Below are 21,624 nucleotides of genomic sequence, written 5' to 3'. Positions count from 1 at the left end.
CCGAACCGTTGCGAGACCCCATGTCCGTCTCACCCGTCGCGGCCCCTTCGATCGCCCCTCACGCGACCGGTCCCGCGCGCGACCCGGCCGCCGACGAGGCCCTCGACCCCGACGCGATGCGCCGGCCGCTGCCGGACGCGTGGTACTGCGTCGGCCAGGCCTCGGAGCTGACGGGCAAGGCGCTGCGCGCGGTCGAGCTGAACGGCGAGCAGATCGTGATCGGGCGCGACGCGTCGGGCGCGCCCTTCGCGCTCCGCGACCGCTGCCCCCACCGCGGCATGGCGCTGTCCAAGGGCGGCTTCGACGGCGCCGAGCTGGTCTGCCCGTTCCACGGCTGGCGCTTCTCCACCGAAGGCCGCTGCCGCGACGTGCCGACGCTCTCCGAGCACGACGCGGCCGACTTCTCGAAGATCGTGGTGCAGCGCTTCCCCGTGGTCGAGAGCGCCGGCTTCGTCTGGGTCAACCCGAACCTCGGGGCGCCGGGCGAGACCGCTTCCCTGCCGGCCCTCGACTTCGACCCCGTCGGCTCCCTCGTGGTCGAGCTCGTGGTCGAGGCCTCGTTCGACCTGACGACGCTGAGCCTCGTCGATCCCGGCCACGTCGCCTTCGTCCACGATTCCTGGTGGTTCCGGCCGTCGAAAGAACTGCGCGAGAAGAAGAAGACCTTCCGGCCGGTGCCGCACGGCTTCGTCATGTCGAGCCACGCCACGACGACGAGCTCGCCGGTCTACCGCCTGCTCGGCGGGGTGCCCGACGTCGAGATCGAGTTCCGCCTCCCCGGCGTGCGCCTGGAGCGGATCACGGCGGGGCCCAAGCGCCTCGCGAACTACACCTTCGCGACGCCGCTGACGGCGAACCGCACGTTGCTGACCAACGCGCTCTACTGGAACATCCCCGGCCTCAACCTGCTGAAGCCCGTCGCCCGCCCGCTGATGCGCCAGTTCCTGACCCAGGACCAGCAGGTGCTCCAGCACGCCCAGGCCGGCCTCGACCGGAAACCCACCATGGTGCTGTTCGGCCAGGGCGACCTGCCCTCGCAATGGTATTTCCGCCTGAAGCGCGAGGCGCTGGAAGCCGCCCGCGCCGGCCGCCCGTTCGAAAACCCACTGGAGACGCGGGAGCTGCGCTGGCGCTCGTGAGGGATGTCGGGGGAGACCCACGGCGTGTTCAAGCCGGGCGGATGCCGGCTCGCGCGAAGAGATTCGACCCCACGACGAGATAGGGCGTCCTCCGTGATCCGGAGGCCCTGGACGATGCTCTCGCGCTCGTCTTCGGGAGCGGGCTCCGCGCCGTGCGGGAAGCGGCCTTCGGCCTGTCGTCGCGAGTCAGACCAAATCCGGTCGATCCCTGCGGGATGGCGGATCCGGGCTTCGCTCAGGCGCCGCCCGGGCTGGCCTGAGACGGGCTCCGCTTCGATCGAGCGGAGGCGGCCGTCTCGGACGTTCCGCCTGCGACCCCTGTCGACGTTCCATGGACCGGGCGGCGGCTTCACGGGCGTCGCAGGGTACGATCCGACGGGTTCACTCCAAACCGTCCTCCTGCGGAACGGTGTCGCCGAACGGCACCGTGAGCACCCGGTCGCCGGCCTCGTCGGTGACCTCGAACGAACACACCATCCAGTCGCGGATCATCGTCAGGCGGTCCTGCGCGATCATCTTCCGGGCGACCGACAGGGCGTGCTCCCGGGCCGCCGCCACGTCGGCGAGCTCGTCACCCTCTTCATCGATCGCCAATCCCGAGACGCCGTCGCGGTGTCGAACGTTGAAGAAGAACCGGGGCATCAGGTACTCTCGATCAGCCGCGCATACTCACGCTCGGGCAGGCCGTAGCCTTCCTCCACAACCGCCTCCATCGCCGGGCGATCCAGGATCGTGATGCGACCTCGCCGCGCACGGATCAGGCCGTGCCCCTCCAGGGCTTGGATGGCCAGGGTGGTGGTGCTGCGCTGCGCGCCCAGCATCGTAGCGAGGAACTCGTGGGTGAGCGCGAGGTCGTCGCCGTCCAAGCGGTCGTGGCACATCAGCAGCCAGCGGGCGAGGCGCACGTCGATGTTGTACGCGGCGTTGACGAAGGCGGTCTGCGCCGTCTGGAGGATCAGGGTCTGGACGTAGCGCAGCAGCAGCTTGCGCAACGATGGGCTCGCGTCGACGGCCGCTTCCAGATCCGCGATGCCGATCGCCAGCATCTCGCCCGCGGACTGGATGAAGTGGTGGAACGGCGTCCGATCCCCGCCGAGCAGTACGGGCGAGGCGCCGACGAGGCCCTCGCGGCCGATCAACCCGACCTCGACCTTGCCGGCGCTTCCGCTGACGATCGAGGAAAAGCCGTTCTCCGGGAAGAACAACGACCGGATCGGCTCGTCGGGCGCGATCACCGTCTGGCGTAGCTCGGCGGTGAAGCGCTGCAGGTGCGGCTGGAGCAGCGCGAAATCGTCGGCAGGCAGGGCCTTCAGCAGGCGGTTGCGGACGGTGGCTTGCTGAGGCTGGGACACGGCGCTCTCTTGCGCGGGAAGGGCAAGAGCACGGTGGTCTCCTAAGCGACTGCGCCCGGAACCACCGGCAGACGACGGACGAAGTATCCGAGCATCTTCGATCTAGTCAAATGTCAGGACTAAGCTTTAACTTATGTGAAACGCAGCTGGACGGTGTGTTGGCTACCACACCAAGAGCAAGAGATATCTATCAAATACGATGGAGCACCGTTTATAACTTAGGTGCTGGAACCATGCGATCGGCAATTGGCTCTGCGGCGCAGTGAACGGGAGCTATGCATGGATCCGATGAGTCAGCAGCCGTCCGTACTGCTCGCGGAACCGGATGCGGTCGTCGCCATGGATCTCAGCGAAGCGCTGGAGACGGCGGGCTACCGCGTGCTCGGCCCCTGCGCGACGACGGCGGACGCCGTGCAGATCCTCGAGCGCGAGCAGCCGACCTTGGCCGTCCTCGACGTGCAGCTGCGGGACGGACCCTGCATCCCCCTGTCGCGCGAGCTGCGCCAGCGGGAGATCCCCTTCCTCGTCCACACCGGCATCCACCGCGACGAGCCGGCGGCCACCAGCTTTCGCAACGCGCCGTGGCTGATCAAGCCCGCCCTGCCTTGGGACGTGGTGACCCTGTTGGACGAACTCGCCCTCTCCAGCGCCGCACCTGTCAGCGCCGAGGCGCCGACACCGCTCCGGCTGTCCAAGGCTGCGACCGGCTGGAACAATCCGCTCGTGCGCAAGCTCAAGGGCTTCGCGCCCCTGTCGGAGGCCGACATGGCGGTGCTGGAGCGGATCAGCGCTCCGTCCCGGATCGTCCCGTCGCAGACCGACCTCGTCCGCGAGGGCGACGCGCCGGAGGGCGTGTTCCTGATCCTGGAGGGCATCGCCTGCCGCCACAAGGTGCGGGCGACCGGCGCCCGCCAGATCACCGCCTACCTCGTGCCGGGCGACTTCTGCGACCTCGACGTGGCGTTGCTCGACAAAATGGACCACGCGATCACCACCCTGTCCGCCTGCCGCGTGGTCCGCATCGCACCGGAGACGGTTGCCGAGGTGATGGAGCATCATCCTCAGATCGCGCGTGCGTTCCGGGTGAGTACGCTGGTGGACGAGGCGACGCTGCGCGAGTGGCTGGTCAACGTCGGCAGCCGCTCGGCCTTGGAGAGGCTCGCGCATCTGCTGTGTGAGCTTCGGGTCCGACTCCAGGTGGTGGGACTGGTCGAGAACAACAGCTTCGACCTCCCGCTCACGCAGGAGGTCTTGGCCGACACCACCGGCCTGTCGAACGTGCACCTCAACCGGACGCTGCAGGAACTCCGGCGGCGGGGGCTGATCGAACTCCGCTATCGCCGACTGACCATCCTCGACCTCCCGCGCCTCAAGGCGTTGGCCGAGTTCAAGGCCAACTACCTGCATCTGGGGGAGCGTGTTGCGGCATGACCCTTCAGTTACAGCCTGTGCAGGTCGCCACGGGAAGCGACGACCAGGAAAGCCGGCTCGTCTTCGCCGACGGGTTTCTGGCTGCGATCCTGGTGCAGTTGTCGGAGCAGCATGGGGAGGACGCGGGCAAGTGGTTCCTGGAGGCGGGCTTCGGCCGCGTCGATGATTATCGAGCGCCGATCTTCGCCAGCCTCGACGCGGCGCAAACCTGGATCGAAGCGCGCCTCGCCGGCATCGGCGACATCGGTTCGTAGCGCCGATCGACAGGCCGGATCGGGCCAGCCCGCGCGGCGCCCGAGGGAAGCCCGAATCCGCCATCCCGAAGGGATCGACCGGATCGGGTCTCACACGCCCAGAAGCGTCGTGTGCAGCCGCTTCGTGGAACGGCTTTCAACCCGGCACGGCCGTCGGCTCGCATCCTCGAGACGCCCGGAAGCGGACTTGCGAGGCTCTGCGAGGGGTCGCGAAGCCGCCGTCTCGGCGGCCGAAGCCACCCCTATCGCGCCTTCCCTCGCGTCGCCTCGTCCTTGCACGGGACGATCGCCTTCGGGTCGGGCCGCTCGCCCGCCGCGGGCGCCGTGAACACCGCGAGGTAGCCGACGCCGCCGTCGAGCACCGAAAAACTCGTCTCGCGATATCCCGCGGCCGACAGCTCGCAGCGCAGGAGTTTCGGCGGCGTACCGTGGCGCGACGGGATGTCGTCGGCGTCCACGATCCCGACCCGGCCGCCGGGCTTCATCGCGGCGGCGAGGTTGTGGAGCAGGCCGTAGGGCTGGGTGATCTCGTGGTACATGTGCACCAGGATCGCGGCGTCGACGGAGTCGGCTGCGAGGCGCGGGTCGTGCGGCTCGCCGCGCACCACCGTGACGTTGGTCAGGTCCGCCTTGCGCAGGCGGGCCTCGAGGTCGGCGAGGTAGCGCGGCGTCACGTCCTCGGCGAGCACGCGGCCCTGCGGCCCGACCAGCGGGCTCAGCCGCGTGACGTAGTAGCCGCTGCCGGCGCCGACGTCGGCCACCGTCTCGCCGGGCTTGAAGCCCATCAGGCGGGCGACCTGCCCGAACTCGTCGGCCTTCTCGCGGTCCTTTTCCAGCGCCCATTGCGCCGCCACGATCTCGGCCACCGGCCGGTCGGGTTTCGGGAAGGCCGCGGCCGGCGCGCCGGGGGGCCCGAGGGGTTCGGCGGCCTGCGCCGCGAAGGTCAGGGCGAGGAGGGCGGCGCAAGCGGATCTGATCATCGCAGTCCGAACGCGCGAGGGCGGCACCAAGTGCCGTGGTGTCGGCCGCGGCGTTGACCGCGCAGGCGTCGCGGCGCCATCAAGCGGCCATGACCGCCCCGACCATGACCACCTCGACCATGACGACCCCGACGCCGAACGCGCGCCCCTGGCGGGCGACGATCCTGACGCTCTATCCCGAGATGTTTCCCGGGCCGCTCGGCGCCTCGCTGTCGGGGAGCGCGCTCGCCCGCGGCGACTGGGTCTGCGAGGCCCGCGACATCCGCGAGCACGGGCTCGGCCGCCATCGCAACGTCGACGACAACCCGGCCGGCGGCGGCGCCGGCATGGTGCTGCGCTGCGACGTGCTCGCCGCGGCGATCGACGCGGCGACGGGCCCGGACGACGCGCGGCCCCGCCTGCTCATGTCCCCGCGCGGAAGACCGCTGACGCAGGTGCGGGTGCGGGCCTTGAGCGCGGGGGAGGGCGCGGTGATCGTCTGCGGCCGGTTCGAGGGGGTGGACGAGCGGGTGATCGCGGGGCGCGGCCTCGAGGAGGTCTCGATCGGCGACTACGTGCTCTCGGGCGGCGAGATCGCGGCGATCACCCTCGTCGACGCCTGCGTGCGCCTGCTGCCCGGCGTGATGGGCAAGGCGGCCTCGGGCGACGAGGAAAGTTTTGAGGGCGGACGCCTCGAATACCCGCACTACACCCGGCCCCGCGACTGGGAGGGCCGCACGATCCCGGACGTCCTCACCGGCGGCGACCACGGCGCGATCCGCGCCTGGCGCCGCGCGGAATCCGAGCGGATCACCGCCGAGCGCCGGCCGGATCTGATGGGGAAGCCGCGCGGGTAGTGCGTCCGTCACGTCCGAATGGTCGAAGAACCGAGATCGCGTGCCGATCTTTCGCATCGTCGGTTGCGAGTCCGACGGAGATCTCAATAGGACCTCAGGCTCGCCGGACCTTCCTCTGCCAAAAAACAAAAACATTAAGAACGACCAGCATTCCGATCAGCTGCTTCGGTTTTTGGACTGCGCCGTCATCAACCACCTTCACGCATGATCGATCAATCGTGCGACGAAGACTTGGACCTCGAACCCTACGATACGGTGAGGGGAATTTTTACCGAGGGCGGCGAACTCTATCCCGGGTCGGGATTCAAGCAAAAGAGCCATACGCAGATCGCGGTGCGAAATCCGCGTTGTATTCGTGGCCTCTTCATTCCGGTATCCGAGCCGATCTGATGCCGGACCGGCGTCGGGGGCGCCGAACCGGGACGCCCGGTGAAGATTTTTCCAAGCCCCCCATGATTGCGCCGATGCTCGGATCGGCGCATCCCGGCGGCGGGACACGCCTCCCCGACGAGGTGCGCCCATCTGTAAGGATGGATCTGATGTTGCGCCGACCCGACACACGCCCGCGCTTACCCCATTTCTCGTCCGGCCCCTGCGCCAAGCGCCCCGGCTGGACGCCGGCGGCCTTGGCCGACGCGCCGCTCGGCCGCTCGCACCGCTCGCCCGCGGGCAAGGCCAAACTGAAGCAGGCGATCGACCTGACGCGGGCGGTGCTGCGGGTGCCGGCCGACTACCGAATCGGCATCGTCCCGGCCTCCGACACCGGCGCCGTCGAGATGGCGATGTGGTCGATGCTCGGGCCGAAGACCGTGGAGGTGGCGGCCTGGGAGGCGTTCGGCTCCGAATGGGTCACCGACACCCTGAAGCAGCTCAAGATCAGCCCCCGCATCCACCAGACGCCCTACGGCGTGCTGCCCGACCTGTCGGCGATCGACACGAAAGCCAACGACGTGGTCTTCACCTGGAACGGCACCGCCGCCGGGGTGAAGGTGCCGGACGGCGACTGGATCGCCGCCGACCGCGAGGGCATCACGATCTGCGACGCGACCTCGGCCGCCTTCGCGCAGGCGCTCGACTGGGACAAGCTCGATGTCGTGACCTTCTCCTGGCAGAAGGTGATGGGCGGCGAGGCGGCGCACGGCATGCTGGTGCTCTCGCCCCGCGCCGTCGCCCGCCTGGAGAGCCACGTCCCGGCCTGGCCGCTGCCGAAGGTGTTCCGCCTCACCAAGGGGGCTAAGCTGATCGAGGGGATCTTCTCCGGCGACACCATCAACACGCCCTCCATGCTCGCGGTCGAGGACTACCTCGACACGCTCGCCTGGGCGCAATCGCTCGGCGGGCTCGACGCCCTGCACGCGCGGGCCGACGGGAACGCGAAGGTGATCCACGATTGGGTCGCGCGCACGCCCTGGATCGCCAACCTCGCGGTCGACCCGGCGACCTACTCCAACACCGGCGTGTGCCTCGTCATCGCCGACGCGGACGTGCTCGCGCTGGGCGACGCCGTGGTGGAGCGGGTCGCCAAGGGCATCGTCGAGACCCTGGAGCGCGAGGGCGTGGCCCTCGACATCGGCGCCTACCGCGACGCGCCGCCCGGCCTGCGCATCTGGTGCGGCGGCACGGTGGAGCGGAGCGACCTGGAGGCCCTGACGCCGTGGCTCGACTGGGCCTTCGCCCAGCAGAAGGCGGCGCTGACGCAGGCCGCCTGAGCGCGGACCGCCTCGCCCGGCAGGCCGGACGAGGCGCAGACGAAGAAGGGGCGGCGCATCGGCGCCGCCCCTTCTTCGTTCGGTCGCAAGTGCGGGACCGGATGAGCGGTCCCGCGCGGTGCCGGCCTCAGAAGGTGATGCCGGTCTCGACCATGTAGCGGTCCTGCGAGGTGCGGTTGCCGGTGCGGCCGAAGCCGGTGCCGAGCGTGCCGAGGGCGAGGTTGCCGCGGCTGATGTCGTAGAGCTCGACCCGCGAGTATTCACCGCGGAGGAAGTACTGGCCGAAGGTGAAGGTCGGCGTGACGGTGAAGGACAGCGCCTCGCTGCCCGGGCCGTACAGCACGGAGGTCGCGGGGATCACGCTGAAGCGGCTGCCGGTCTGGGCGATGTACTCGAAGCGCCCGGCGAGCGCGAAGTTGTCGGTGAAGGCGTAGCTCGCCAGGATCGCGCCGCCGAAGGTCTCGGCGCCGTTGAGCCCGAAGGCGGCGTTGCGCTCGACGTTGGTGTACTGGATGTAGGGCGTCACGATCCAGGGGCCGGCCGCGTAGGTGTAGTTCAGGCTGACGATGCTGCTGTTCTGCAGCGCCAGGGGGGTGGCGTACTGGAAGCGCAGGCTCTGCAGGCCGGAGTTGAAGCTGCTGAAGTGCGTGCCGCCGTTGATGCCGATCGTGTTGGCGTCGTCGATCTTGTAGGTGATCAGGCCGGTGATCCAGTTGAGCTCGCCCGAGAAGAAGCCGTCGGTCGCAGCCAGCGAGGCCGCCCACGGGCCGCTGGCGTAGTTCACCTGCACGCCCTGGTTGATCACGTTCTCCTGGTTGAACAGCAGGCCGCGGGAGATGTTCAGGTTCTGGAAGGTGAACGGCAGCTCCGAGCCGATGTTGGTCGGCATGCGGCCGCCCTGCAGCGACCACTCGTCGTTGATCTGATACTTGCCGAACGCGATCGAGACCGGGGTGAAGAGCAGGTCGGTCTGGTCGAAGGCGCTGTAGATCGGCGCGCCGAGGCCGGGGATCGTGTAGGCGCCGACCGCCACGTAGAACTGGAACGGGCCGTCGGCCTTCTGGATGAAGCCCTGCAGGTTCGAGAAGTCGACGCGGCCGGCGCGGTCGTTGGGCACGCCGGGGGGCGTGACGAGCGTGTTGAACGGGTTGGTCTGGGTGTAGGCGTAGCCGGTCACCGCGCCGCCGACGTAGATCTCGCCGAGGCCGCCGATGGTGAAGCAGCTCGGGTTCGGGTTCTGCTTGATCACGCCGCCATAGGCCGGGAAGGTGATCGCGACCTTGCAGGCTTCCGGCACGGGCGGCGGGGCGGGCCGAGCCGACAGGTCGGCGGCCGACACCTGTCCGACGCAGAGCAGCGTGGCGATCGACGCCGTGGCGCCCTGGAGGAACAGCTTCAAGGTCATAGTCCGAGCCCCGTTTGTTTTTTGCTGCGGCCAAGGTGCCGAAAGTTCCCAACCTCCGCAAAAACATCTTGCGGGCAATTGCCTAGCAAAGAGGCAATCCAGAGCTGGACAGTTCTATCGCCAAGATGTGTTGCCGTCGCACCACAGCCGAACGCACCGTCAGGAGTTGATCTTCCGGAATTCCGTGCCGCTTCGTTAACGCATCGTTACCAAGCGGCGGCGGAACGAGCCGGGATCGACTGCATCGGCGAATCGCTCGACGCCGGAGGACTGGTCCGCGGCGCGATCGCCTGCCTCGGGATCAGGCTTCCGCACCGGTCTCGCCGAGCGGACCCGTCGGCGGACCCGTCGGAGGGCTGATGGGCATGCTCGCCGGCGGCTCGCTGGAACGAAAGAAGCCCCGGTGCGGGGCACCGGGGCTTCCTTGGACGTCTCGGGGACGTCGACGGCTCAGTAGTTGTAGGCGCGCTCGCCGTGGTCGGCGATGTCGAGGCCTTCGCGCTCCTCGTCCTGGGTCACGCGCAGGCCGATGGTCAGGTCCACGAGCTTGTACAGGATCGCCGAGCCGACGCCCGACCACAGCAGGGTGAGGCCGACGGCCTCCGCCTGGATGATGAACTGGCTCATCATGTCGTAGGTGCCGAGCACCATCTCGCCGGGCTTGGTCGCGTAGTCGGGGATGCCGACGCCGCCGAGCTTCGGGTCGACCAGGATGCCCGTCGCCAGGGCGCCGAGGATGCCGCCGATGCAGTGCACGCCGAACACGTCGAGCGAGTCGTCGTAGCCGATCGCGTTCTTCACGGTGGAGCACATCACGAAGCAGACGCCGCCGGCGACGAGGCCGAGGACGATCGAGCCCATCGGGCCGGCGAAACCGGACGCCGGGGTGACGGCCACGAGGCCGGCGATGGCGCCGGAGACCATGCCGAGCAGCGACGGCTTGCCCTTCATCGCCCACTCCACGAACAGCCAGGACACCGCCGCCGCCGCCGTGGCGACGAAGGTGTTGATCATGGCGAGGCCCGTGGTGCCGTTCGACTCGAGGTTGGAGCCGGCGTTGAAGCCGAACCAGCCGACCCAGAGCAGCGAGGCGCCGATCATGGTCATGGTCAGCGAGTGCGGGGCGAGCAGGTCACGGCCGTAGCCGATGCGCTTGCCGAGCATCAGGCAGCCGACGAAGCCGGCGATGCCCGCGTTGATGTGCACGACGGTGCCGCCGGCGAAGTCGAGGGCGCCCTTCTTGAACAGGAAGCCCGCGTCGGCGTTGACGGCGTCGAGGGCCGCCTGCGCGGTCGCCTTCGAGGCGTCGTCGGTGGCGGCAGCCAGGGCCTTGGCGGCGTTGCCGACCGCGTCCGGGCCGCCCCAGTACCAGACCATGTGCGCCATCGGGAAGTAGATCAGCGTCACCCAGAGGATGGTGAACACCACGAGCGCGGAGAACTTCATCCGCTCGGCGAAGGCGCCGACGATGAGGGCCGGGGTGATCATCGCGAACGTCATCTGGAAGCAGATGTAGACGTATTCCGGGATGACGACGCCGTTGGAGAAGGTCGCGACGGTCGAGTTCGGGTCGACGCCCTTCAGGAACGCCTTCGAGAAGCCGCCGACGAAGTCGTTGATGCCGCCGCCGTTGGTGAAGGCGAGGCTGTAGCCGTAGAACACCCACAGCAGGCAGACGATCGAGACGATCGCGAAGACCTGCGTCAGGACCGAGAGCATGTTCTTGGTGCGCACGAGGCCGCCGTAGAACAGGGCCAGGCCCGGCACGCTCATCATCAGCACGAGGGCCGAGGAGATCAGCATCCAGGAGGTGTCGCCCTTGTTGGGCACCAGGGCGGCGGGCGCGGGCGCGGAGGCCGCCTCGGGCACCGGCGTCTGCGCGAGGGACGGCTCGACGAGGACGAGGGCGAGCGCGGCCCCTCCCAGTCCGAGCGCGAGGGCGTTACGAAGTTTCATGGACACGAGACTCCCGGGTCGCGGTGCTGTCAGGATGGATGCGAGGCAGAATGGAGGGAGGGACGGCGTCTGTCGCCGGCCGCTCAGAGCGCGTCGGCGTCGGTCTCGCCGGTGCGGATCCGGACGGCCTTCTCCAGCGGCATGACGAAGATCTTGCCGTCGCCGATCTGGCCGGTGCGGGCGGCGCCCGCGATGGCGTCGATCACCGTGCTGGTCAGGTCGGCGGCGACCGCGACCTCGATCTTCAGCTTGGGCAGGAAGCTCACGGCGTATTCCGCGCCGCGGTAGATCTCGGTGTGGCCCTTCTGGCGGCCGTAGCCCTTGACCTCGGTCACCGTCAGGCCGTGCACGCCGATGCCGGTCAGCGCGTCGCGCACCTCCTCCAGCTTGAACGGCTTGATGATGGCCATCACGATTTTCATGGGTGGCGCCCCCTGCTGTGGCTTGGGAACCGTCCGCCGCAGCCGACGCTCGGCAGGGGGCCCCGGTCCGGGAATGGTCGCGCAGGGCCGGAATGGCCCCGCGATCGCCGGGCCGTCATTCAAGGACTATGCCAGGGCCGACGTTTTCGGGAACCTTTTCGCATCCGTCCCGAATGCACACGCATTGGTCGCGCACTGGCGCGGCGGCGGGCGCAAGCTGAGCAGTAGATGCCTCCTGAGCAGGCATCTTGCTCGATCGAAGCTCAATCGAACGGCCACCAAGGCCGCCGCCGAAGGGTTTGGCGCGAAACTAGGCCGACCGCGGGCGGATCAGGCCCTCCTGCGCCACCGACGCCACCAGCGTCCCGTCGCGCGAGAAGATCTGGCCGCGGGCGAAACCCCGGGCGCCCGCCGCGTTGGGGCTGTCCTGCGCGTAGAGCAGCCAGTCGTCGGCCCGGAACGGGCGGTGGAACCACAGGGCGTGGTCGAGGCTCGCCGACTGGATGTCGGCATCGAACACCGAGCGGCCGTGGGCGATCAGCGTGGCGTCGAGCAGGGTCATGTCCGAGGCGTAGGCGAGCACCGCCTGGTGGATCGCCGGGTCGTCGGGGAGCGTCGAGGCCGCGCGCAGCCAGACATTGCACAGGGGCGCCTGCGGCCCGCCTTCGAGGTAGCGCCGCAGGTCGACCGGCTTCAGCTCGATCGGGCGGGGACGGCCGAAATAGCCGGCCACCGCCGCGGGGATGCCGGGCACGCCCTTGGCGAGCAGGGACTTGGTGTCGGGCAGCGATTCCGGCGGCGGCGCCTCGGGCATCGCCGCCTGGTGGGCGTGGCCGGATTCCGTCACCTGGTACGAGGCGGTCATCGCGAAGATCGCGCGGCCGTGCTGGATCGCCTTGACCCGGCGCGTGGTGAAGCTCTGGCCGTCGCGGATGCGCTCGACCTCGTAGACGATCGGCACACTGGGATCGCCGCCGAGGAGGAAGTAGGCGTGGAGCGAGTGCGGCGCCCGGGCGCTCGGCACCGTGCGGGTCGCGGCGACCAGCGCCTGCCCCACCACCTGCCCGCCGAACACCCGCTTCCAGCCGTTCTGCGGGCTGACGCCGCGGAACAGGTCGGTCTCCAGCCGCTCGAGGTCGAGGATGGCGAGGAGTTCGGCGACGATGTCGGAGTTGGTCGGCGAGGCCGGCTCGGGCGGCAGGACGGGATCGGACGGCATGGCGGTGCGGCGGGCTTTCTCGGCGGGGACGCCTCCGCCATAGCATCCGCACGGCCCGCCTCGCCATCGCGCCCGCCATCGCGCTCGGCCTGCGACGGCGCCACTCCGGGACCGCCCGCCCGCGCCGGGCGTTGCCTGCGGGCGGAAGCGGTGTCACTGCCGGGACGCCGCGAGGCGGGATGCACGAACGATGAGGACGAGGCGATGAGGGGTTCGACGACCCGCCCGGGCAGCCGCCACCTGCTGCTCGCGGGCGCGGGCATCCCGGGCCTGTCGCTGGCCCTGGCCCTGCGCCAGGCGCACGGGGATGCGCTCGCGGTCACGGTCTGCGATCCGGGGCTCGCGCAGGCGGCCGTGCGGCAGCGGGGCCGGGCCTTCGCCATCGCGGCGGGCGGCCGGCGCATGCTGGAGCGGCTCGGGATCTGGGACGGGCTCGGGGCGGCGGCCGCACCGATCACCGAGATGGCGATCAGCGACAGCCGGCTCCCCGACCCGGTGCGCCCGGTCTTCCTCACCTTCGCGCAGACGCCGCGGGACGCCGACGGCCCCTTCGCCCACATGGTCGAGGCGGAGGCGCTTGTGGAAGCCCTTCGCGCGGCCTGCGAGGCGGCCGGCGTCGCGCTGGAGCCGGTCGGGATCGCCCGCGCGACGCCCGACGGCGACACCATCCGCGCCACGCTCGCCGACGGGCGCGACCTGCGGACGGCCCTGCTCGTGGCCGCCGACGGAGCGCGCTCGCGCCTGCGCGAGGCGGCCGGGATCGGCTGGGTCGGCTGGTCGTACCCGCAGGTGGGCATCGTCGCGACGGTACTGCACGCCCGCCCGCACGGCGGCCGGGCGACCGAGCACTTCCTCCCGAGCGGCCCGTTCGCGATCCTGCCGCTGGCCGACGGGCCGCAGGGCCACCGCTCCTCGATCGTCTGGACCGAGCGGGCCGCCGACGTCGACGCCCTGCTCGGGGGCGAGCCCGACGCGGTGCTGGCCGAGATCGAGCGGCGGTTCACGCCTCAGCTCGGGCAGCTGGCGCTGGAGCAGGGGCCGAGCGCCCACCCGCTCGCCTTCGGCATCGCCCGGCGTTTCCACGGCGAGCGCCTGGCGCTGCTGGGGGACGCCGCCCACGTCATCCATCCGATCGCGGGCCAGGGGCTGAACCTCGGCCTCGCCGACGCGGCGGCGCTGGCGGAGGCGGTCACCGGCGCCCTGCGCCTCGGGCTCGATCCGGGCGCGGCCGACGTGCTCGTCGCCTACGAGCGGGCGCGCCGGTTCGACACGCTGGCGATGGCGGCGGCCACCGACGGCCTCAACCGCCTGTTCTCGAACGACGCCCTGCCGGTCCGCATCGCCCGCGACCTGGGCCTCGGCCTCGTCGACCGACTGCCCGGCCTCAAGCGCTTCTTCGTCGGCGAGGCCGCCGCCTCGCGCGGCACCCAACCGCGGCTGCTGCGCGGCGAGGCGCTGTGAGGCGCCTCAGGTCGTGGCGGTAACGCGCTCGGTTTCCCCGCCGCTCTGCCGACGGAATTCAGACATCCCGGCTTCTGGCGATGCACTCTACGCGCATCCCCTCTCCCCGCATGCGGGGAGAGGGCTTTGCCGACCTCGTCGTCGGCAAAGCGAGGCGGCAGCCGACGGTGAGGGGGCGACGCCGGACGTGGCTCTTTCGGAAGCTCCCCCTCACCGCCGCTGCGGCTTCGCCTTCGCTTCCCGCACGGACGACGAGGTCCGTGCAGGCCTCTCCCCGCCCGCGGGGAGAGGGGAACCCGCGGGTCGTCCGAGGCCGTGACGACATGTGTGACTACGGGAGCCCGTCTGCGGGGGGAGGGAGGAGGCGCGCGGCCTTCGAATCAGGCCGCGCGGAACTCCCTCAGGCCTTTGCAGCTCAGCCCTTGGCCTTGGTGGCGCGGTCGATGCCTTCCTGGATCAGGCGGTGGGCCTCGGTCTTGTCGCCCCAGCGCACGAACTTGACCCACTTGCCGGGCTCGAGATCCTTGTAGTGCTCGAAGAAGTGCTGGATCTGCTCGATCGTGATCTCGGGCAGGTCGGTGTAGTTCTCGATCCGGTCGTAGCGCTTGGTCAGGTGGCGCGAGGGCACGGCGATGATCTTCTCGTCCTCGCCGCCCTCGTCCTCCATCACCATCACGCCGACCACGCGCGCGCTCATGATCGCGCCCGGCAGCACGGCGCGGGTGTTGGCGATGAGCACGTCGCAGGGGTCGCCGTCGCCGGACAGGGTGTGCGGGATGAAGCCGTAATTCCCCGGGTAGAACATCGGGGTGTAGAGGAAGCGGTCCACGACGAGCGCGCCGGCCTCCTTGTCCATCTCGTACTTGATCGGCTCGCCGCCGAGCGGCACCTCGATGATGACGTTGACGTCGTGCGGCGGATTCTTGCCGATCGAGATGTTGTCGATGATCATGGCGCTGGCGTCCCGTGGATCGGGGCCTCGCCCCGTTGGGCCGGTCTCTTAAAGCGCCTCGGCGCCGAAGCAAATCCGGGCCGCGCCGCCGCCCGCGACGAACGCGGAGAAGCGTCAGCCGAACAGGTAGCCGACCTTGGGCAGCGGCACGCCGGCGAGGCGGTCGAGCGCCCGCGGGCCGGGCCGACCGCCCAAGGCCGCGTAGAACTCGGCGGCGCGGGCGTTGTCCTCCAGCGTCCAGGCGCCGACCCGGGTCAGGCCGTGGTCGGCCAGGTCGTTGCGCACCGCCAGGAACAGGCGCCGCCCGAGGCCCACGCCCTGGTATTCCGGCCGGAGGTAGAGCTCGTCGACCTCGCCCTCGACGCCGAGCGACCGGCTGCGGGCCCGGCCGTAGCCGGCGTAGCCGACCACCGTGTCGGCGGTCTCGACCACCGCGATCGGCCGCCCGCGCCTCAGCGCGGCGCGCCACCACGCGCCGTCGCGCTGGGCGATCAGCCGCTCCAGGGCGACGCCCGGGATGATCCCGCGATAGGCCTCGCGCCACGCCGCATCGAACACCGCCGACAGCGCGCCGACATCCGCGTTGCGGGCCCGGCGGATGCTCGTGGTGCGGGTGCTCATGGCCGGACCCTTCCGTTCGGTCGTGCGGTTCGCGAGGGGCAACCCGCGTCGGGCCGTCAGGTTCTCCCGCGATCGGGGCGAACAGAAGGCAGCCGACGACAGGCAAGGGCGATGCCGAATTGCCGCCCACCGGGTGCGGTGATAGGGCCTGCCCCGCGACGCAGCCCCGAGAGCCCGTGTTCAACCGCTTCCTCAGCCCCGAGACCCGCTACGCCCGCCGCATGGCCCGCATCGAGCGCTTCGCGCGCCCGATCAGCGGCGCGCCGGCACGCCTCGGCGCCTGGGCGAACATGCTGTTCGTCGACCACGGCATCTTCCGGATGGCCTACCTCAACCGCCATCCCGTCGGCACGGGCAAGATGTGGCGCGCGGCCCAGCCCGGGCCGCACCAGCTCGCGCGCTTCCGCGCCGAGGGGGTGCGCACGGTGGTCTCGCTCCGCGGCGGGCGCGAGCACGGCTCGTGGCCGCTGGAGCGCGAGGCCTGCGAGCGCCAGGGGCTCAAGCTCGTCGAGTTCGTGCTGCGCTCCCGCGAGGCGCCCTCGCGCGAGACGATCCTGGCGGCGCGCGACTTCTTCGCCGGCCTCGAATACCCGGCGGTGATGCACTGCAAGTCGGGCGCGGACCGGGCGGGCCTCGGCGCCGCCCTCTACCTGATCCTGCACGAGAACCGCCCGGTGGCGGAGGCGGCGCGCCAGCTCTCGGCCCGCTACGGCCATTTCCGCTTCGCCAAGACCGGCATCCTCGACGCGTTCTTCGCGCGCTATCGCATCGAGGGGGAGGCGCGGGGCCTCGACTTCCTGACCTGGGTCGAGACCGTCTACGACCCGGAGGCGCTGAAGCGCGGCTTCCGGCCGGGCTTCTGGTCCGACGTGGTGGTCGACCGGGTGATCGGGCGGGAGTGAGCTATTCCGCCGCCGGCCGCGCCGCGTCACGGAACGGGTGGGCCGGATAGGTCCCGACGATCCGCAGCTCGCGCGAGAAGTACGCCAGCTCGGCGAGCGCCCGGGCCAGCCCCGGCTCCTCGGGGTGGCCGTCGACCTCGGCGTAGAACTGCGTCGCGGTGAACTCGCCGTCGACCATGTAGCTCTCGAGCTTCGACATGTTGACGCCGTTGGTGGCGAAGCCCCCGAGCGCCTTGTAGAGCGCCGCCGGGATGTTGCGCACCCGGAAGACGAAGCTCGTCACCATCGGCCGGTCGTCCGAAGCCGCAGGCAGGGCGTCGGGCCGGAACACCACGAACCGGGTGGTGTTGTGGGCCTCGTCCTCGACATCGCGGGCGAGGATGTCGAGGCCGTAGACCTCCGCCGCCAGAGCCGGCGCCAAGGCCGCGCGGGACGTATCGCCGGCCTCCATCACCTCGCGGGCGGCGCCCGCGGTGTCGCCGGCCACCACCGCCTTGAGGCCGAGCCGCCGGATGATGCGGCGGCACTGGCCGAGCGCGTGGACGTGGGTGTGGACGGACTTGAGGTCTTCCAGCTTCGTGCCCGGCAGGACCATCAGCTGGAAGTGGATCGGCAGGAAGTGCTCGGCGACGATGTGGAGCGCCGAGGTCGGGATCAGGTGGTGGATGTCGGCGACGCGGCCCGCGATCGAGTTCTCGATCGGGATCATCGCGGCCTGCGCCCGGCCTTCGGTGACCGCCGCGAAGGCGTCCTCGAAGGTGGGGCAGGGGAGCGGCGTCCAGTCCGGGTAGGCCTCCGCGCAGATGATGTGCGAGTTGGCGCCGGGCTCGCCCTGGTAGCTGATGGTCTTCGGATCGGTCATCGGATCGTCAGTTGAGGCGGCGGGCGCCGAGCAGGGCGCGGGCGCGCTCCAGGTCGGCGGGGGTGTCGACGCCGAGCGGCAGGTCGTCGACGATCGCGGCGTCGATGCGCATCCCGGCCTCCAGGGCGCGGAGCTGCTCCAGCTTCTCGCGGGTCTCGAGCTCGCCCGGCGGCAGCGCCATGAAGCGCGTCAGCGCCCGGCGGCGGTAGGCGTAGAGGCCGATATGGTGGAACAGCGGCCCGTCGCCCCACGGAGCGCGGGCACGGGTGAAGTACAGCGCGCGCAGGCGCTCCGGCCCGACCGTGTGGCCGACGAGCTTGACCACGTTCGGGTCGTCGGCCTCGGCCGGATCGGTGATCGGCGCGCACAGCGTCGCGATGTCGACCGCCCGGTCGGCGAGCAGCGCCACCGCCGCGCCGATGGCGCGCGGGTCGATCGTCGGCAGGTCGCCCTGCACGTTGACGACGACGTCGTGGTTCCCCTGCGGGTCGACGATCTCCAGGGCCTCGGCGAGCCGGTCGGAGCCCGACGGGTGGTCGGCCCGCGTCATCACCGCGACGCCGCCCACCGCCTCGACCGCGGCGGCGATCTCCGCGGTGTCGGTGGCGACCACCACCGGGCCGATGCCGGCCTCGACCGCGCGGCGCCAGACGTGGACGATCATCGCCTCGCCGGCGATCAGCGCCAGAGGCTTGTTCGGCAGGCGCGTCGCCGCGAGGCGGGCGGGAATCAGGACGAGGGGATCGGACATCCGTCGGCGATCTCGGGCGAGCGACTTTGAGGCGGCGATTTGGGGCCAGCGATCCGGCCGCGGACGGGTGCTTAACAGGCGCCCGCCGCCTTGTCATCGAAGGCGCCGGCGCGCGGTCGTACGCCCCGCTGGGTGTACGCCAAACGCCCCGCGGGGGCACGCCACAGGCCCGGTTCGGGCACCCGAGGGCGCCCGGGCGCGTTGGGTGGCGGGCGGCGTGCGACCAATCGTGTGGCCGTCGTCACCCGATCCGCCATTGTCAAGGTCGGCTTGGAGCGGCTAAGCACCCTCGAAATCTTCCAAAGTCCGGCGCTGGCACGCCGGGCGTGGGCCGGCCCGCCGCGCAGCGCGACAGGAGTTGAAGAGAGCATGGACTCGTTCGAGCTGAACAAGGTGGCCGGTGCGGTCCTCGGCGCCCTGCTGTTCGTGGCCGGATCGGGCTTCGTCGCCGAGCTGATCTACCACCCCAAGCCCGCGGGCAAGGCCGGCTACGACCTGCCGGAGGCCAAGGAAGAGAGCGCCGCCGCGCCCGAGGCCGCCAAGGTCGAGCCGATCGCGGTGCGCCTGGCCTCGGCCAACGTCGAGAAGGGCCAGGGCGGCACCAAGGCCTGCCAGGCCTGCCACAGCTTCGAGAAGGGCGGCCCGAACAAGGTCGGCCCGGACCTGTGGGAGGTGGTCGAGCGCAAGAAGGGCGGCCACGAGGGCTTCGAGTACTCGGCCGGGATGAAGGAGAAGGGCGGCGCCTGGACCTACGCCGACCTCGACGAATTCCTCACCAGCCCGAAGGCCTACGTGAAGGGCACGAAGATGGCGTTCGCCGGCATCTCGTCGCCGCAGGAACGCGCCAACGTCATCGCCTACCTCCACACCCTGTCGGACAGCCCGAAGCCGCTCCCGGTGGCCGAGAAGGCGGCGGAGGCCAAGCCTGCGGACGCGGCCAAGCCGGCCGACGCGGCGAAGCCCGCGGACGCCGCCAAGCCCGCCGAGAAGCCGGCTGATGCGAAGGCTGCCGAGAAGCCGGCCGACAAGCCGACCTCGGAGAAGCCGGCCGCCGGCAAGGCCTCCGAGGGCAAGGACAGCCCGGCCAAGCCCGCCGACGTGAAGACCGACAAGCCCGTCACCGAGAAGCCGCCGGGCGCGCCCGCCGGCGCCGGGTCCGAGAACCGCAACGCGGTCGAGCAGAAGTCGGCGCCCGAGAGCAGCGGGCCGTCGCCCTCCTCCGACACGGCGCCCGCGCCGACCGCGCCGCCGGCGCCCGCGACCACCGACGCGCCGGCCAAGGCCGACCCTGCGGCCGAGCAGAAGGCCCAGGACCTGAAGGCCAACGGCAGCGTGCAGGGGGTCCCGGCCGACAAGCCGCAATAGCCCGGCCCGAACGGGATCGGACGACGGAGGCCGGGCGGCGACGCCCGGCCTTTTCGTTTCCCGCCGCGACGGTCGGCCCCGTCCGCCATGCGCCGGCGCGTGTTGACCCGCGGGGCGATCTGACCGCAAACCCGACCCCACACGGCCCGCCCGGTGCGCCCCGCACCCGGACGGCCCATCGCGATCACCGCGTCGCGACCCCACCCTCGCGAACAAGGACGCGACCCGTGACCCTGTCTCCCCCTCCGAACTCGTTCCGCACCGGCCCCGACGAGCGCGGCCGGTTCGGCATCTTCGGCGGCCGCTTCGTCGCCGAGACGCTGATGCCGCTGATCCTCTCCCTGGAGGAGGCCTACGCCGCGGCGAAGGCCGACCCGACGTTCCAGGCCGAGATGGACGGCTACCTGAAGCACTATGTCGGCCGGCCGAGCCCGCTCTACTTCGCCGAGCGGCTGACCGAGCATTGCGGCGGCGCGAAGATCTACTTCAAGCGCGACGAGCTGAACCACACCGGCTCGCACAAGGTGAACAACGTGCTGGGGCAGATCCTGCTCGCCCGGCGGATGGGCAAGAAGCGGATCATCGCCGAGACCGGCGCCGGCCAGCACGGCGTCGCCACCGCGACCCTCTGCGCCCGGTTCGGCCTGACCTGCGTCGTCTACATGGGCGCCGTCGACGTGGCGCGCCAGGCGCCCAACGTCTTCCGGATGAAGATGCTCGGCGCCGAGGTGATCCCGGTCGAGTCCGGCACCAAGACCCTCAAGGACGCGATGAACGAGGCCCTGCGCGACTGGGTCACCAACGTCGCCGACACGTTCTACTGCATCGGCACGGTCGCCGGCCCGCATCCCTATCCGGCGATGGTGCGCGACTTCCAGTCGATCATCGGCCGCGAGACCAAGGAGCAGATGCTGGAGGCCGAGGGGCGGCTGCCCGACTCGCTCGTGGCCTGCATCGGCGGCGGCTCGAACGCGATGGGGCTGTTCCACCCGTTCCTCGACGACCGCGAGGTCGAGATCTTCGGCGTCGAGGCCGCCGGGCACGGCGTGTCCTCCGGCCTGCACGCGGCCTCGCTCTCGGGCGGCCGGCCGGGCGTGCTGCACGGCAACCGCACCTACCTGCTGATGGACGACGACGGGCAGATCGCGGACGCGCACTCGATCTCGGCCGGCCTCGACTATCCGGGCATCGGCCCCGAGCACGCGTGGCTGCACGAATCCGGCCGCGTCACCTACCTCTCGGCCACCGACCAGGAGGCGCTGGGCGCGTTCAAGCTGTGCTCGATGCAGGAAGGCATCATCCCGGCGCTGGAGCCGGCCCACGCGCTGGCCAAGGTGCTGGAGATGGCCCCGAACAAGCCCGCCGACCACCTCATGGTGATGAACCTGTGCGGCCGCGGCGACAAGGACATCCCGCAGGTGGCGGAGATCTTTGGGACGAAGCTCTGAGGCGGCCTCGTCTCGCGGACAGGGTTTCGCAAAACATCCCCTCCGTCGTTCCGGGGCCGCGCAGCGGAGCCCGGAATCTAGAAACGGCGAGTCAACAAGTCATAGAGTCGATGGGTAGTAGGTCGGTTCGAAATCCGACTTCGAACGGTTGAGGCTCGCGTTCCTGTTCCGGTCCGTCGCGCGATAACTAACGCTGGCGTATACTTGCCGCCGATCAGGAGATGGGTATGGCCGAGCAAGCATCAAGCTTTGTGCGCGACTGGATCGCTTCGAATATCCGGAATGATCCCGCTCGGTGGGACGCCCGGCTAGATGATTGGGCTGCTGATGAGGTTGAGAAATTGAGGGCTGCCGCAAAGACAGCGGGCCTCGATCTGAGCGATCCAGAGCTTGATGGCGATGTGCTGCACGACGAAATAGCCGCAGCTATTGAGTGTCTGTCCGGCGACATATTGAGTGAGGTGAGGGGTTTGTGATTCAAGGCTGCCTGTGTGGAGGCTGCCGATGTGGACGACTGAGAACCGGACCCGCTACGATCGAAGCGAGCTTCGTTATCCGA

22 protein-coding genes are annotated in these 21,624 nt (G+C 70.4%); 11 read left to right on the top strand and 11 right to left on the bottom strand.

The window, feature by feature from the left end; genetic code table 11:
• Nucleotides 1–116 precede the first annotated feature (116 nt).
• Entirely contained in the window at nt 117–1,139 is a 1,023-nt protein-coding gene (locus FV234_RS12720; protein WP_246686186.1) for an aromatic ring-hydroxylating dioxygenase subunit alpha, read from the top strand.
• Nucleotides 1,140–1,520: 381 nt separating this feature from the next.
• Here FV234_RS12720 and FV234_RS12715 read toward each other — a convergent pair whose 3' ends face one another.
• On the bottom strand, nt 1,521–1,781 hold the full coding sequence (locus FV234_RS12715; RefSeq protein ID WP_147750531.1) for a hypothetical protein: 261 nt from the start codon (nt 1,779–1,781) through the stop codon (nt 1,521–1,523).
• A complete protein-coding gene (locus FV234_RS12710; protein ID WP_147750532.1) occupies nt 1,781–2,491 on the bottom strand; it encodes a Crp/Fnr family transcriptional regulator in 711 nt (236 codons plus the stop codon). The genes FV234_RS12715 and FV234_RS12710 overlap by 1 nt, the downstream gene beginning before the upstream one ends.
• A gap of 279 nt (nt 2,492–2,770) precedes the next feature.
• On the opposite strand from FV234_RS12710, the gene FV234_RS12705 reads away from it, so the two are divergent.
• Together FV234_RS12705 and FV234_RS12700 are read left to right on the top strand one after the other, a co-directional pair.
• Nucleotides 2,771–3,922, top strand: a complete 1,152-nt coding sequence (locus tag FV234_RS12705; protein ID WP_147829628.1) for a helix-turn-helix domain-containing protein — start codon at nt 2,771–2,773, stop codon at nt 3,920–3,922.
• Nucleotides 3,923–3,939: 17 nt separating this feature from the next.
• Nucleotides 3,940–4,176: a hypothetical protein gene (locus tag FV234_RS12700; protein ID WP_306422439.1), complete on the top strand. Its 237-nt coding sequence runs from the start codon at nt 3,940–3,942 to the stop codon at nt 4,174–4,176.
• Nucleotides 4,177–4,418: 242 nt separating this feature from the next.
• On the opposite strand, the gene FV234_RS12695 is transcribed toward FV234_RS12700, so the two are convergent.
• Nucleotides 4,419–5,156, bottom strand: a complete 738-nt coding sequence (locus tag FV234_RS12695) for a methyltransferase domain-containing protein (protein WP_147750535.1) — start codon at nt 5,154–5,156, stop codon at nt 4,419–4,421.
• 119 nt (nt 5,157–5,275) lie between these two features.
• Between FV234_RS12695 and trmD the strand changes: the two genes are divergently transcribed.
• The 3 genes from trmD to FV234_RS12685 all read left to right on the top strand — a co-directional run bounded on the left by trmD (nt 5,276) and on the right by FV234_RS12685 (nt 7,701).
• Complete coding sequence (gene trmD / locus FV234_RS12690) at nt 5,276–5,992, top strand: tRNA (guanosine(37)-N1)-methyltransferase TrmD (protein ID WP_147750577.1); 717 nt, start codon at nt 5,276–5,278, stop codon at nt 5,990–5,992.
• 204 nt (nt 5,993–6,196) lie between these two features.
• Nucleotides 6,197–6,382, top strand: coding sequence for a hypothetical protein (locus tag FV234_RS26205; RefSeq protein WP_187275045.1), 186 nt, complete (start codon nt 6,197–6,199; stop codon nt 6,380–6,382).
• A 149-nt stretch (nt 6,383–6,531) separates the two neighbouring features.
• Nucleotides 6,532–7,701 carry a phosphoserine transaminase gene (locus FV234_RS12685; RefSeq protein ID WP_147750536.1) on the top strand — a complete coding sequence of 390 codons (1,170 nt, stop codon included), beginning with the start codon at nt 6,532–6,534 and terminating at the stop codon, nt 7,699–7,701.
• A gap of 127 nt (nt 7,702–7,828) precedes the next feature.
• Here FV234_RS12685 and FV234_RS12680 read toward each other — a convergent pair whose 3' ends face one another.
• The 4 genes from FV234_RS12680 to tesB form a co-directional block, all read right to left on the bottom strand.
• Nucleotides 7,829–9,106 (bottom strand): outer membrane beta-barrel protein, encoded by a 1,278-nt coding sequence (locus FV234_RS12680; RefSeq protein ID WP_147750537.1) that lies wholly within the window; start codon nt 9,104–9,106, stop codon nt 7,829–7,831.
• A gap of 450 nt (nt 9,107–9,556) precedes the next feature.
• Nucleotides 9,557–11,062: an ammonium transporter gene (locus FV234_RS12675; RefSeq protein ID WP_147750538.1), complete on the bottom strand. Its 1,506-nt coding sequence runs from the start codon at nt 11,060–11,062 to the stop codon at nt 9,557–9,559.
• 83 nt (nt 11,063–11,145) lie between these two features.
• Nucleotides 11,146–11,484 carry a P-II family nitrogen regulator gene (locus FV234_RS12670; RefSeq protein WP_147728184.1) on the bottom strand — a complete coding sequence of 113 codons (339 nt, stop codon included), beginning with the start codon at nt 11,482–11,484 and terminating at the stop codon, nt 11,146–11,148.
• 310 nt (nt 11,485–11,794) lie between these two features.
• Complete coding sequence (tesB, locus tag FV234_RS12665; protein ID WP_147829626.1) at nt 11,795–12,703, bottom strand: acyl-CoA thioesterase II; 909 nt, start codon at nt 12,701–12,703, stop codon at nt 11,795–11,797.
• A 204-nt stretch (nt 12,704–12,907) separates the two neighbouring features.
• Between tesB and FV234_RS12660 the strand changes: the two genes are divergently transcribed.
• Nucleotides 12,908–14,164, top strand: coding sequence for an FAD-dependent monooxygenase (locus FV234_RS12660; protein ID WP_147750540.1), 1,257 nt, complete (start codon nt 12,908–12,910; stop codon nt 14,162–14,164).
• A gap of 415 nt (nt 14,165–14,579) precedes the next feature.
• Here FV234_RS12660 and ppa read toward each other — a convergent pair whose 3' ends face one another.
• A complete protein-coding gene (gene ppa, locus FV234_RS12655) occupies nt 14,580–15,116 on the bottom strand; it encodes an inorganic diphosphatase (RefSeq protein ID WP_147750541.1) in 537 nt (178 codons plus the stop codon).
• Between the two features lie 114 nt (nt 15,117–15,230).
• Nucleotides 15,231–15,737 (bottom strand): GNAT family N-acetyltransferase, encoded by a 507-nt coding sequence (locus FV234_RS12650; protein ID WP_147750542.1) that lies wholly within the window; start codon nt 15,735–15,737, stop codon nt 15,231–15,233.
• Between the two features lie 176 nt (nt 15,738–15,913).
• Between FV234_RS12650 and FV234_RS12645 the strand changes: the two genes are divergently transcribed.
• On the top strand, nt 15,914–16,639 hold the full coding sequence (locus FV234_RS12645) for a tyrosine-protein phosphatase (RefSeq protein ID WP_147750543.1): 726 nt from the start codon (nt 15,914–15,916) through the stop codon (nt 16,637–16,639).
• A 1-nt stretch (nt 16,640) separates the two neighbouring features.
• On the opposite strand, the gene FV234_RS12640 is transcribed toward FV234_RS12645, so the two are convergent.
• Nucleotides 16,641–17,501 (bottom strand): prephenate dehydratase, encoded by an 861-nt coding sequence (locus tag FV234_RS12640; RefSeq protein ID WP_147750544.1) that lies wholly within the window; start codon nt 17,499–17,501, stop codon nt 16,641–16,643.
• Nucleotides 17,502–17,508: 7 nt separating this feature from the next.
• Nucleotides 17,509–18,252, bottom strand: coding sequence for a 3-deoxy-manno-octulosonate cytidylyltransferase (locus FV234_RS12635; RefSeq protein ID WP_147750545.1), 744 nt, complete (start codon nt 18,250–18,252; stop codon nt 17,509–17,511).
• A 369-nt stretch (nt 18,253–18,621) separates the two neighbouring features.
• Between FV234_RS12635 and FV234_RS12630 the strand changes: the two genes are divergently transcribed.
• The 3 genes from FV234_RS12630 (at nt 18,622) to FV234_RS12620 (ending at nt 21,541) form a co-directional block, all read left to right on the top strand.
• On the top strand, nt 18,622–19,617 hold the full coding sequence (locus FV234_RS12630) for a cytochrome c family protein (RefSeq protein WP_147750546.1): 996 nt from the start codon (nt 18,622–18,624) through the stop codon (nt 19,615–19,617).
• A gap of 227 nt (nt 19,618–19,844) precedes the next feature.
• A complete protein-coding gene (gene trpB, locus FV234_RS12625) occupies nt 19,845–21,065 on the top strand; it encodes a tryptophan synthase subunit beta (RefSeq protein ID WP_147750547.1) in 1,221 nt (406 codons plus the stop codon).
• Nucleotides 21,066–21,292: 227 nt separating this feature from the next.
• Nucleotides 21,293–21,541 (top strand): hypothetical protein, encoded by a 249-nt coding sequence (locus FV234_RS12620; protein ID WP_147829624.1) that lies wholly within the window; start codon nt 21,293–21,295, stop codon nt 21,539–21,541.
• Nucleotides 21,542–21,624: the final 83 nt, after the last annotated feature.

The organism is Methylobacterium sp. WL8, from assembly GCF_008040045.1.
In the GTDB taxonomy this organism is placed as follows: Bacteria; Pseudomonadota; Alphaproteobacteria; order Rhizobiales; family Beijerinckiaceae; genus Methylobacterium; species Methylobacterium cerastii.
The sequence above is the reverse complement of the archived record's forward strand: the minus strand, read 5'-3'. Positions and strand labels throughout refer to the sequence as shown.